11 protein-coding genes are annotated in these 11,874 nt (G+C 40.4%); 6 read left to right on the top strand and 5 right to left on the bottom strand.

Annotated elements, in window-relative coordinates; genetic code table 11:
- The first annotated feature begins 113 nt into the window (after nt 1-113).
- The gene (locus tag ACXJY6_RS11485; RefSeq protein WP_458768417.1) at nt 114-635 is read left to right on the top strand and encodes a DUF2058 domain-containing protein; all 522 of its coding nucleotides are present in this window, start codon (nt 114-116) and stop codon (nt 633-635) included.
- Between the two features lie 54 nt (nt 636-689).
- Here the strand turns inward: ACXJY6_RS11485 and ACXJY6_RS11480 are convergent, their stop codons facing one another.
- Nucleotides 690-1,553: a fumarylacetoacetate hydrolase family protein gene (locus tag ACXJY6_RS11480; protein WP_458768416.1), complete on the bottom strand. Its 864-nt coding sequence runs from the start codon at nt 1,551-1,553 to the stop codon at nt 690-692.
- Between the two features lie 160 nt (nt 1,554-1,713).
- Nucleotides 1,714-2,115 carry a YciI family protein gene (locus ACXJY6_RS11475; RefSeq protein ID WP_458768415.1) on the bottom strand — a complete coding sequence of 134 codons (402 nt, stop codon included), beginning with the start codon at nt 2,113-2,115 and terminating at the stop codon, nt 1,714-1,716.
- 213 nt (nt 2,116-2,328) lie between these two features.
- Here ACXJY6_RS11475 and ACXJY6_RS11470 point away from each other — a divergent pair, with 213 nt between their 5' ends.
- The 5 genes from ACXJY6_RS11470 to ACXJY6_RS11450 all read left to right on the top strand — a co-directional run bounded on the left by ACXJY6_RS11470 (nt 2,329) and on the right by ACXJY6_RS11450 (nt 7,019).
- The gene (locus ACXJY6_RS11470) at nt 2,329-3,009 is read left to right on the top strand and encodes a malonic semialdehyde reductase (protein WP_458768414.1); all 681 of its coding nucleotides are present in this window, start codon (nt 2,329-2,331) and stop codon (nt 3,007-3,009) included.
- Between the two features lie 149 nt (nt 3,010-3,158).
- Nucleotides 3,159-4,244: a C4-dicarboxylate TRAP transporter substrate-binding protein gene (locus ACXJY6_RS11465; RefSeq protein WP_458768413.1), complete on the top strand. Its 1,086-nt coding sequence runs from the start codon at nt 3,159-3,161 to the stop codon at nt 4,242-4,244.
- A 41-nt stretch (nt 4,245-4,285) separates the two neighbouring features.
- The gene (locus tag ACXJY6_RS11460; RefSeq protein ID WP_458768412.1) at nt 4,286-4,834 is read left to right on the top strand and encodes a TRAP transporter small permease subunit; all 549 of its coding nucleotides are present in this window, start codon (nt 4,286-4,288) and stop codon (nt 4,832-4,834) included.
- The gene (locus tag ACXJY6_RS11455; RefSeq protein ID WP_456050373.1) at nt 4,831-6,138 is read left to right on the top strand and encodes a TRAP transporter large permease; all 1,308 of its coding nucleotides are present in this window, start codon (nt 4,831-4,833) and stop codon (nt 6,136-6,138) included. Before ACXJY6_RS11460 ends, ACXJY6_RS11455 begins: the two co-directional genes overlap by 4 nt.
- Nucleotides 6,139-6,149: 11 nt before the next feature.
- The gene (locus ACXJY6_RS11450) at nt 6,150-7,019 is read left to right on the top strand and encodes a dioxygenase family protein (protein ID WP_458768411.1); all 870 of its coding nucleotides are present in this window, start codon (nt 6,150-6,152) and stop codon (nt 7,017-7,019) included.
- A gap of 57 nt (nt 7,020-7,076) precedes the next feature.
- On the opposite strand, the gene ACXJY6_RS11445 is transcribed toward ACXJY6_RS11450, so the two are convergent.
- The 3 genes from ACXJY6_RS11445 to ACXJY6_RS11435 form a co-directional block, all read right to left on the bottom strand.
- On the bottom strand, nt 7,077-7,937 hold the full coding sequence (locus ACXJY6_RS11445) for a DMT family transporter (protein ID WP_458768410.1): 861 nt from the start codon (nt 7,935-7,937) through the stop codon (nt 7,077-7,079).
- Between the two features lie 119 nt (nt 7,938-8,056).
- Nucleotides 8,057-9,664, bottom strand: a complete 1,608-nt coding sequence (locus ACXJY6_RS11440; protein ID WP_458768409.1) for a putative bifunctional diguanylate cyclase/phosphodiesterase — start codon at nt 9,662-9,664, stop codon at nt 8,057-8,059.
- Nucleotides 9,665-9,785: 121 nt separating this feature from the next.
- Nucleotides 9,786-11,828, bottom strand: coding sequence for a hybrid sensor histidine kinase/response regulator (locus tag ACXJY6_RS11435; RefSeq protein WP_458768408.1), 2,043 nt, complete (start codon nt 11,826-11,828; stop codon nt 9,786-9,788).
- Nucleotides 11,829-11,874 lie beyond the last annotated feature (46 nt).

Raw genomic sequence — 11,874 nt, 5'->3', positions numbered from 1 at the left:
AATGCACAAGCAGTATTCCGCTCTATCAAGCTATTTACATTCAAGAGCAAAGCACTTTATTTATCTTGGTAACTGCGTAAAATACTTATCATCATAGTAAAATCGAGAACACCATGGCAAAACTTACCCTTCAAGAGCAAATGCTTAAAGCTGGTTTAGTGAATGAGAAAAAACTAAAAAAAGCCAAAAAAGGCGCAAAAAAATCACGAGTCCAAGCTCGTGAAGTAAAAGCGGCAGTAGAAGAACAAAAACAGCAACAATTAGAACGAGATAAAGAGCTGAACAATCAAAATAACCAGCAACGAATCAAGCGAGAAATTCAAGCTCAAATCGTTCAACTGATCTCGATGAATAAAGTTGATCGCAAAGATGGCGAGATTAAATACAACTTTACAGACGGCACACTGGTTAAGTCCCTCTACGTCGACGAACCCATTCGTAATCAACTGATTAAGGGCATACTAGCGATTGCTCGAGACGGTGAAAATTACGCTGTAATTCCAAGCAGCGTTGCCAACAAAATTGCTCAACGAGATAATGACTATATTATTGACCAGAAAGTACAAGAGCCCGACACCATTGCTGAAGATGATCCATATGCCGATTTCGTCGTACCTGACGATCTAATGTGGTAATTTAGCTCGTTAATAAAGCCTTGAAATAATCAAGGCTTTATTGCAACTTAATGGTTATTCATCTTCAATCGAGTTTCTTAAAATACCCAACCCTTCTGCTTCAACTTCAACAACATCACCGGGCTTCATAAATACCGGTGGCTTTCTTACATAACCGACACCAGATGGTGTACCTGTAATAATGACGTCACCTGGCATCAAGGTCATACACTCACTCAATATCTCAATCAATTTTGCCATTGGGAATATAAAATCTGATGTATTGGCATTTTGCATCACTTGCCCATTAAGCCGAGTGACTAATTGAACCCCTTCCATTCCAGCTGGGAGTTCATTGGAAGTAACAAACTCTGGACCAAACGCCCCGGTACCATCAAAATTTTTGCCGATTGTCCATTGCGAGCTTTTACGCTGATAATCTCGAATGGTTGCATCATTAAACAATGCGTAGCCTGCAATATACTCTAACCCATTCTCTGCTTTTATATGACGAGCCTTTTTACCAATGACTGCGGCTATCTCGCCTTCATAATCTAACTTATCAGAACATCGAGGACGAATAATTGGGGCTTCATGTCCAATTAATGATTCTCCTCCACGAAAGAAAATCTCGGGGTATGACGGCGGCTCTACACCACCTTCTACCGCATGGGCAGCATAGTTTCGTCCAATACAAATAATTTTCGGTGGGTTTGATACAAGTGGTGTAAAACGTAAACCTTCACTCGAAACTTTCGCATTTTGAGGGCAGTTATCAACAATCGAACTGAGCTCCTGTTCAATATCAATATCTGATTGAATCAAACTTAATAAATCGGTGGGTAAATGAGCTGCCGCCACACTTAGATCTATGACCTGATCATCGGTTTTTATACCGATACGGCTTTTTCCTTCACATTCAAATGAGACAATTCTCATGCTGATCCCCTTTTGCTGTTATCAATTTGTTAACGTTAATATACCCATTAATATTGATAATATCCATAAATTATAAAAAATATCGTTATTATTTAAAAAATAAATTAAATTTAGATATTTTATAGCTTAATACAGAATTGCAACTCAATATTCACTAGAGCTAATTTGATTCATCACCGCTAAGGGTGACCACTTGAGCCGATAATCTGATATCAATTTGCATACTCCCTTCATTGATCAACCAACGCCTAATCTTAAACACTCTAGCGCCACTACTGTGCATCGGATCGGCTTCAGCCAGTTGCGTCGCTTTTTCTAAGGTCGATGCTCGATATACAATCAACCCAGCCCCTTCCAATGATTCACCAGTCGAGTCGGACATTGGTCCCGCTAACATAAGTGAACCTAATGCTTCGAGTTCAGCTTGATATGCCAGATGGGAAGGTAAATAGTGCTTGATCACTTCGAGATCGGTATTGGGTTTACTCTCTACAACAAATACTTCCAATGCCAGAGCACCACGTTCTTTCGCTTCGGTTTTGTAGTCTTGCCACGAAATCATTTTTATCTCCTTTTTGCCTTGACGCAATTCTAAAATAAAAATATCGATATTAATTGACATCACATTAAAACATCGTTAAAAATTGTGCAAGTGTTAAATGTTTGTGAAAGCAAGTAAGTAAAAACCGTTAATTCTAGACATTAAATTGACACCTAGATATCAATCAAATGGGTAATCACACCGTATGTGAATACAGCAAAAAAGGAAGAAGGAATGGCAGATTCGAGTGACTATAAATCATCTGAAACCAACCTAGAACAAGTGAGAGCAAGAGCTCAGGAAAGTGTTCGGGCGTTGCGAATTCGAAAACCAAGGCTAGATTCTGATTCTATTGACGTGATATTAAATGATGCTCGCTCACATTATGCGTGGCAAGACAAACCCATTCCTGAATCATTGCTCAAAGAGCTCTATCAAATAGTTGCCAATGGTGCGACGAGTATGAACTGCAGTCCAGCAAGGTTCTTCTTTGTTACCTCGCAAGAAGGTAAAGATAAACTTGCAGCATCACTAAAAGAAAAAAATATCGATAAAATGCGCGCGGCTCCCGTGACGGTAATTATTGCTCACGATCTAGATTTCTGGGAAAAGCTTCCGTTTCTCTTTCCACATGAAGATAGAACGCCTCTTTTTCGAGGGAAAACGGAGTACTGCGATAGAACCGCTTTTCTAAACGGTACGCTTCAAGGTGCTTACTTAATGATCGCAGCACGAGCATTAGGATTAGATGTCGGCCCCATGTCTGGATTTTCAAATCAGATTGTAGATGAAACCTTCTTCGCGGGCACTCGTTTACAATCCAACTTCTTATGTAATTTAGGTTATGCCGATGAAACGGCACTCTTTCAAAAATTACCTCGATTTGAATTTGAAGAAGTGTGTACATTTCTCTAAATAGCACGTTTACAGTTTCAATAAAGCACTTAAGAAATACCAAGAAGAACAATAAAAAAAACAACAATTTATAAAATTTACGCCAAAGAAATATATAGAGCACAAGAGTGAAACATTAAGTACAAATATATTTTAAAGGACGATGAACGATGAAAACTTCTAACAGACTACACGTAAAAGGATGGGGAATGGCGGTGGCCATTTTGATGTCTCTACCAGCAAGCGCGACGGAAACCATCAAAGCCACAGTCATTGATGGCTACCCAGCAAAATCAATGTGGGTTCATGAATTTTCAAACTTTTTCATACCTGAGGTAGATAAGAAACTCGCTGAAACGGGCAACTACGCCATAAAATGGCAAGAGTCCTACGGTGGCTCTATCGTTAAACCCAAAGGCGTATTAGAAGGGGTAAAACTGGGTTTAGGCGATATTGGTATCGTAACAACGATTTTTCACAGTTCTAAGTTACCTAGCCAATCACTCGCTGCAGTTACCCCTTTTGTGTCCAATGATGCTCGCGTTGTTGCTAAAGCCGTCGATGAAATTGCAAAAGAATATCCGACAATGCAAAAAGAGTTTGCTAAACAAAAACAAGTCTACCTTGCAACGGGCGTCGTTCTAAATACTTATCAACTCTATAGTAAAAACCCAATAACCGATGCGACGCAACTGAAAGGGACTAAGGTTGCTGGTGCAGGAACAAACTTACGCTATCTCGAAGGTATTGGAGATGTTGCTGGAGTTAGAGGTGGATTAACCGACTTTTATAATATGCTAGCAACTGGCTTAGTTGATCACGCAATGCTTTGGCCTGAAGCAGCGAAGACATTCAAGATAGCGGAAGTCGCGCCCTACATGACTCAGGCTAATTTTGGCGCAGTCAATACCAAAACAGTCACGGCCAATGAACGATTCTGGAAAAAACTGCCTGATGAAGTTAAAGCCGCGATTCAAGAAGTCGCTATCAAGTATCGTGATCACTTGGCAAATATCGCAATGGATCGTGCTCAAGAAAGTCGTGAGGCATATGTCGCATCTGGTGGAACCATTATAACAATGACACCGGAAGCACAGCGAGCATGGGCAGAATCAATGCCAAACCTGGCGAAAGAACTGGCCGACACCCTTGAAAAATCCGGTGAGCCGGGAACAGAAATCATTCAAGCATATATCAACAAATTAACGACACAAGGCGCTACCCCTATCCGTGATTGGGCAACCGAACTTAATTAAACATTCTGTTAAGTCTACGGATTAATAATTGGAGCCTCGCTATGTCAAGTTTATTGATTAAAGTGATAACGCCTTTCTCGCGCATAACCGACGGCATAGCAATGATCGCAAACACAGTAGGAACACTCGTCGTGTTGCTACTTGTGTTAGCGGTAGATTATGACGTGATAGCGAGAGGCTTATTTAACAAGCCTTTTATGGGGGCAGTAGAAGTTGTTCAATTTTCGATGGTGCTTATCGTATTTTTGCAACTGCCTGATGTGATTCGAGTTAATCGATTAACTCGATCAGATGGATTTTTGGTTCTTATGGAGCCAAGGTTCCCCAAATTTATAAGTTTTATTCGAAAGTTAATTAATGCTATTTCCGCATGCTTAATGGTTATGATCGCGGTGGCTATCTGGCCGGAATTTATCGAAATGTTAGAAACCAAAGACTATTTTGGTGTGCCAGGCATATTTGTTGCGCCGTGGTGGCCAATCAAGCTCACAATATTTCTGAGCGCCGTACTTTGCACATTTATCTTTGCTTTCAAAGTGATCTTGGGTGAGCAAGCAAAAACCTTATCAACGCCAGGAGATAAATCATGAGCCCAATCGAGATTGGATACCTCTCTGTCCTTGCGATTATAGTCAGTGTCTACATTGGTTTTTACATTCCAGTTGCATTAAGTGTCGTGTCGATCGTCGCGATATGGCTACTACGAGACAATCTAGAGCTTTCTATCAACCTGCTAAAAGTTGCCGTTTCGGACAGTGTGATGGAATACACTTTTGCAACTGTTCCATTATTTACATTTATGGGCCTAGTAGTTTCAAAAGCGGGTATGGGATCGGATATCTATCAAGTGATGAACTCGGGGTTCAAAAACTTGAAAGGTGGAATAGGCATGGCAACAGTTGGTGCCAACGGTATTTTCGCAGCAGTGACGGGTTCTTCAATTGCATCGGCTTCGGTTTTTGCAAAAGTATCGGTCCCGCAAATGTTGAAATATGGTTACAACCCAAGATTTGCGGTTGGTGTGGTTGCGGGCTCTTCTGTTTTAGGCATGATCATTCCACCGTCGGCCATGCTCATTATCTATTCATTCGTCGCTGAGCAATCCGTGGGTGATATGTTCTTAGCCGGTGTTGTACCGGGCTTAATACTGACATTTGCTTATATTGTTTCGATTTGGTTTATGGGTCATTTTTTCAGTAGCTTCATTGGCGGAGCAAGAAAAATTGACACCGAGTGGATGTCATTTCGTGAAATTGCCGAAAAGACCCTGCCGCTAATTGGCTTGATCTCAATTGTTTTAGGCGGAATTTATACGGGTTGGCTAACGCCAGTCGAAGCGGGAGCAGCGGGTGCAGCTTGCGGGCTTTTGATTGCCTTTGCACGACGAAAAATGACCCTAAAAATATTCTGGGAAGCGTTAATAGAAACCGGACACATTACTGCGTCTATTTTATTTTTAATCACAGCAGCGTCGATCTATAGTCGGATGTTAGGCATCGCAGGCTTACCAAATGAACTTGCGGAAATATTAGAACAAAATGAGATGAGCATTTTTATGACAATGTTTATCTATGTATGTTTGATGCTTTTTTTAGGCACGTTACTCGATACAGCATCAATTATTTTAATTGTTGTTCCTCTATTTTTGCCACTCATTGAACCTATGGGATTAAGCCTAGTTTGGTTTGGCATTATTACCGTAGTTGGCGCTGAAATAGGCTTACTTACTCCACCGCTGGGTATTAGCTGTTTTGTTATTAAATCCAGTTTAGACGACGACCGGATCAGCCTCAAAGATGTATTTATGGGTGCTCTTCCATTCACATTTATCATGCTAATGGTACTAATCGTATTAATTAAATACCCAGTATTAAGCATAGGAATATTAAATTAAGGGGATAAATTATGAGAACCGTTACCGCAGAGAATATTACCGATACGTTCATTGGGTATTTTGGTGATGACACCGATCCACGTACAAAAGAACTAATGTCTAGCCTCGCTCGTCATTTACATAGTTTTGTTAAAGAGACACAGTTAACGCACGACGAATGGCGACATTCTCTCGAACTTTTAAAGTGGACTGGTGATATCACGACCGAAGAACGAAATGAGTTTGTGCTTCTCTCTGATGTATTAGGTGTTTCATCTCTGGTGGATATGATTAATTCTGCCCCTAAAGCGACGAGTTCAAGTGTACTTGGTCCGTTTCATGTCACTGGTGCACCACCAATGGACAAAGGCGCAGATTTTAAACGCCACTATGAAGGCGAAGTCATTCTCGTCGAAGGTACGGTCAAAGATACCGATGGAAATCCTATTGCTGGTGCAAGTGTCGACATTTGGCAAACCGCTCCAAATGGGATGTATTCATCTCAAGATGATGAACAAGATATCAATAGTTTCCACGGCATGTTTACCACCGATGAAAATGGGCGATACGCGTTCACTACTGTGCGTCCGGTTTCTTACACCGTCCCGAGTGATGGTCCTGTTGGCAAGCTATTGGATGCAACTGGTCGCCACCCATGGAGACCATCTCATTTGCATTACATTGTAAGTGCACAGGGGTTTCGTTCATTAGTCACTGAGGTGTTCCCAGATGATGACCCGTATTTAGATCAAGATACTGTATTTGGTGTACGTGAGGATCTCGTTACGACCTATATCCCTCAAGAAGCGGGCACATTCCCTGAACAAGGATTTGAACTATCCGGGAAAGTGGAAGGCAGTTATTCACGAATTGATTTTGATCCGATCTTAATCAAAGCGTAGTGTGAACCTAACTCATGCTACATACATCATCGCCCGCTTCTATAGTGGGCAATGATCTTACTTGGAAGTTGAACGCTGTACTATCACAATGAGTAAACCACCTAACACTAAACCACTCGCTATAACTAGCCTTGAACTTAGCGCTTCATTACTGAATAAAACGCCCCCAATAGACGCTATGATTGGAACTAATAATTGAACAACCCCCGCACGTAATGTGGTTAGCCCCTTAAGAGCATGGTACCAAATTGCGTATCCAATTCCCGAAGCTAATGCTCCAGACATAACCGCGTAACTGATCCCTTTCACACTATAGTGACGCTCACCAGTATCAATCAGCATCCACAACACGATCAAAACTGAGGCTGCTCCAAAGTTCAGTGCGGTATCATTCAATGGCGCTGTAGACTTACGTCCAATGAGTGTATAACCACCCCATGCGATACCCGATAACGTCATTAAACTTGCACCAAATGCAGATGGCGTACTAAGAGTGGGTAACACAAGATACACAAGCCCAACAAATGACAACACGACACCGCCTAACTCGATAGGTGTCAATCGATGGCCAGACTTCCAACTGATTCCAATTAACGTTAATTGCACCGCACCAAATAAAATCAGTGCCCCTGCACCAGTGTCGAGCGACAAATAGGCGTACGAAAAACTTAATGCATAGATAAATAATAAAGCTGATGCAACCCAATTCGGGCGCAGATGTTTCGTCCTAGATCTATTTTTTACGAGTACTATCGCTAGCAGCACAAATGCTCCCGACAGAATTCGTAACAAGGTGAAACTTCCGGCATCAATATTCCCTTCTGCTAACGCAATCCGGCATAACACCGAATTTCCTGCGAACGCCAATAGCGCAATAATGGTGGTTATCACCGTAGTTCGATCTATCTTATCGTGCATTGTGTTCCCTACATTCAGCTAATCTATTGATGAAACACAATGGTACGCGTTAACACAATTTGTGAAAGACGATTAAGTTATTACATAAAGATAATTTATCTGATGATGTTAATGAGGCATTAATTTTGATAAGAATCAGAGGAGTGGTTTTTATATTGCTTAACTGTTAGATCAATATTTGACAACGGTTGCGGTTTAGAAAACAAATACCCCTGTAAATAGCAGCATCCCAAGTCTTGCAGTTTTTGTCGTATTTCTATGGTTTCGACGCCTTCTGCAACCACACTACAGTTAATATCTTGAGCTAAGTTTAAAATTGAATTAATAATTGAACGATTGGTTTCGTCATCGTGATATCCCAAAATAAATGACTTGTCGATTTTGATTTGTTCAATCGGTAGCTCTCGCAGTAATACCAAAGACGAAAACCCTGTACCGAAATCATCGATGCTAAATGTAAAACCTCGGCGGTTCATTGCTGTCATCACATGCTTGGTTTTATCCAAATCTTCGTGCATTGCACTTTCTGTGATTTCAAATGAGACATCACCAAATTTAAGGCTCCCCTCTTCAATTAAATGGTCAAGCTGCAATAATAGATCCAATGACAGTAGATCTTTAGCGGATAAGTTAATGTGCACGCTGCCATCAAACCCTCTCTGTCGAAAAGTTAAAATATCCTTCGATACTTGTTCAATTACCCGTTTAGTAATCGAACAAATAAGAGCGCTCTTCTCTGCCAGTGGAATAAATTTATCTGGTGGAATAAACTTCCCATCGTGTTGAGGCCAGCGAATTAAGGCTTCATAGCTTACTATGATGCCACTAGTCGCATCGACAATCGGCTGATAATAAACCTCAAATTCACTATTGCGAATGGCCTCTGACAATTGAATAAGCAGATTCAGCCGTTCGTATGAGGCCTCGCCCATGTCAGAATGGTAATATTCTAAATAATTTTGTTTGCGTTTCGACTCATACATTGCGAGATCGGCTTGTTTGAACAACGTCTCAACTGCATTTCCATCTAATGGGTATCGCGTAGCGCCAACACTAATAGAGATTTTCATAGGATAATTGTCGACCATGACGGGAGCTTCAATACTGCGATGCATTTTATCGATGACCCGACTGACGCCAAGAGTTTCACTTTCCTCAATAACTAACGCAAATTCATCGCCGCCAATTCGGTATATTTTACTCATATCTAAAAGGCTGGTCGCTAACCGATTGGACACCACTTTTAAAAACTTGTCGCCAAATTGGTGGCCGAGACCATCATTAATATGTTTAAAGTTGTTTAGGTCGATAAATAGTAACACAAACGATGTTTGCTCTGATATTTTCAGCTCTAACGTATCGAAGAGGTATTTACGGTTCGCTAGGCCCGTTAAATTATCATGGAGTGCATAATGGGATTGATGTTCAGCAAACGTATTCGCTTTTAAAATCGTTTGAAAAGAAAGTTTAGACACCAGAGCGACAAAAACTGAACCTCCAAACATAATCATAGAAATAAACTGACGCGTACTATCTACTGTTTCACTCACGAACAAGTCAAAAAAGAAAAAACCATAACCAAATACGAAGAAAACCAAAAGAAAGGTCAGTATCAACCAACCAGAAAGTTTTTCTAGTTTAGAAATACGATAAATCGGCCGGATACTAGAAACAATAAGGAGTAAACCAACAACAACAAGAACCAAACAAATTAACTGTGTAATCACAAAGACTCACTCTAGTAATATAATGACGATAAGTTTACAGACAAGATACCAATTATAATAGTAGTCACAATTAAACAATGTGCATAATTGAAAGGTTTAAATATGTCGGGATGAGTGGATATCATTTAGAGCACCACTTCTCTAATTGAGTTAGCAGAACCTGCTTATCTGCGGGTTTGACAAGATAGTCATTCATACCAGCTTCACGCAACTGCTCAATCGTCGCTGGACTGTTATCTCCGGTGTAACCAATAATCACGATATTATTAAAATCTTCATGTGAGGAACGAACCAACGAAGTCAGCTCTAATCCATTAAGCTGAGGCATTTCTATATCAAGTAATACCACGTCATATTGATGCGCCCGGATCAACTCTAACGCTTCTCGGCCATTTTGAGCTTGTTCAACGATATAGCCTTCTCTTTCTAAAAGAATCGACGTAATCATTCGTAAAGAGCGATTATCATCAACTATCAGGACCCTACGATTATAAGGCTTAATAGAGAGTTGGTACTTTTGACGTTCAGGCTGATGATTATTGAATATTAATTCATCCAGTAATTCATTCCCTTCTTCTTTCCAACGCTGTGATGTCACTAAAAGCGCGCCTAAATTGTTAGGCAGTGTATGTACTGAATTACTGTTCTTATCATGTAAATAACAAATTTTAGACTTTGAAAAATGCAAATTATCTTCAAATGCAAGCAAATCAGTTAGCTGAAAGTACGCTTTTTCAATATCAACGATGACCAAGTCAAAGTAGGTACTTTTCGAGTGGCAGGCTCGATGAAGGTGCATCCGGCTATAATTAAAACCTTGGGAGTTCGCCCATGATGCCAGGTTACCACTTATCTCATCTCTTTCTCCAATATATAAGACATGCTTGGTTTTCAGAACATTCGATTTGGTATCCCTAACCTTACTGGACTCATATAAAGGAAAATTAAGTTCGAATTCGGTCCATTGCTCAACCTCAGATTGGCAGGTGATAGTACCACCAAAAGACTCCATTACTTTACGGCAGAATGGTAAACCTAATCCGAAACCATCGTGTTTCCCAGAAGAATAAAAGTCATCAAAAATATGCTCGAGTATATCATTCTCAACACCAACGCCATTATCACGAACTCGAATAACGTTCTTAGCACCATATTGCATCAGCTCTATTTGAATAAAAAACGTTTCAGAATAGTTATAGTAAAAAGCATTCTTAAGTAAGTTATATATCGAGTACTTGAGTAACGTTTGGCTTCCAAAATATTCAAAATCATCGTGGACAATAATATTAACTCGGTTTCTATCTCGACTCTCTTTATATGGAAAGCTAAAAATTGCATCTCGAATAACCTCTGAAGCCTTGCAACGTTTAAAGCTTGTCGAACTAATGCGATTGCTATCGATAGAAGCCAGTAATAGATCAATCGCATCACTCGCAGAATGAAGAACATTGTCTGCATCGTTTAATACCGCATGAATCTGTACAAGATCTTTCTTACTAATATTTAGCGTTGAATCTGACTCATCTGGAACCGGTGTTAGCGCTTTAAGAACATCGACAGACGTCTTAATCGTGCTCATTGGATTTCGCATTTCGTGAGCAATACCGGCTCCAAAAGATTTAGCTATAGAGACTTGAGTCTCATAGGTGCTTTGATTTCGGTGTACAAATACTTCACCCAAAACGTATGCGAAAATAAAAATACAGGCTTGTGGCCAGTCGACCACGGTGAACGGTGCATACCCAATCTCCCAAAATACTGCCAGATAGGCCGCTAAAACTGCAACCACTACCTGACAAAATACAATTTTTGCCCGCGGAACAATGAGTACATGGAGTAAAATAGCCGACATACATGACATACCCCATACGTTGGACCAATTATTCATCACCAACATATAGAAAAAGAAATAGGGTAAGCACATCGTCGTCATGACGATGAAATAATAGGGTAGATATTTCTGAAACCTTACAGGAACAGAGCGACGCTTCACAATAGCAAGCATCATAAAGCCTAGGAACAGGCGAAAAACTAAATTCTCATAAGGCTGAGGAAAGAGTTCGGCCCAAATAAAATAGAATAAAGGGAAACATATAAATCCCCCCCACCCAATCGGCGAAAGGTTAGGCTCGGAATCATGATAAATTTGCTTAATCGAATCCATAAAATATGTACGATAACCTTTTTTGTGTTTATCAGAACCAAAATGT

This window comes from Vibrio phycocola (genome assembly GCF_054404255.1).
Note: the sequence above shows the minus strand (reverse complement) of the source record. Positions and strands in the feature narration are given on the sequence as shown.

What these genes read in the sequence shown, in the direction of transcription:
- ACXJY6_RS11485 (WP_458768417.1), top strand. Translation starts at nt 114, where the DNA reads ATGGCAAAACTTACCCTTCAAGAGCAAATGCTTAAAGCTGGTTTAGTG.
- ACXJY6_RS11480 (WP_458768416.1), bottom strand. Translation starts at nt 1,553, where the DNA reads ATGAGAATTGTCTCATTTGAATGTGAAGGAAAAAGCCGTATCGGTATA.
- ACXJY6_RS11475 (WP_458768415.1), bottom strand. Translation starts at nt 2,115, where the DNA reads ATGATTTCGTGGCAAGACTACAAAACCGAAGCGAAAGAACGTGGTGCT.
- ACXJY6_RS11470 (WP_458768414.1), top strand. Translation starts at nt 2,329, where the DNA reads ATGGCAGATTCGAGTGACTATAAATCATCTGAAACCAACCTAGAACAA.
- ACXJY6_RS11465 (WP_458768413.1), top strand. Translation starts at nt 3,159, where the DNA reads ATGAAAACTTCTAACAGACTACACGTAAAAGGATGGGGAATGGCGGTG.
- ACXJY6_RS11460 (WP_458768412.1), top strand. Translation starts at nt 4,286, where the DNA reads ATGTCAAGTTTATTGATTAAAGTGATAACGCCTTTCTCGCGCATAACC.
- ACXJY6_RS11455 (WP_456050373.1), top strand. Translation starts at nt 4,831, where the DNA reads ATGAGCCCAATCGAGATTGGATACCTCTCTGTCCTTGCGATTATAGTC.
- ACXJY6_RS11450 (WP_458768411.1), top strand. Translation starts at nt 6,150, where the DNA reads ATGAGAACCGTTACCGCAGAGAATATTACCGATACGTTCATTGGGTAT.
- ACXJY6_RS11445 (WP_458768410.1), bottom strand. Translation starts at nt 7,937, where the DNA reads ATGCACGATAAGATAGATCGAACTACGGTGATAACCACCATTATTGCG.
- ACXJY6_RS11435 (WP_458768408.1), bottom strand. Translation starts at nt 11,828, where the DNA reads ATGGATTCGATTAAGCAAATTTATCATGATTCCGAGCCTAACCTTTCG.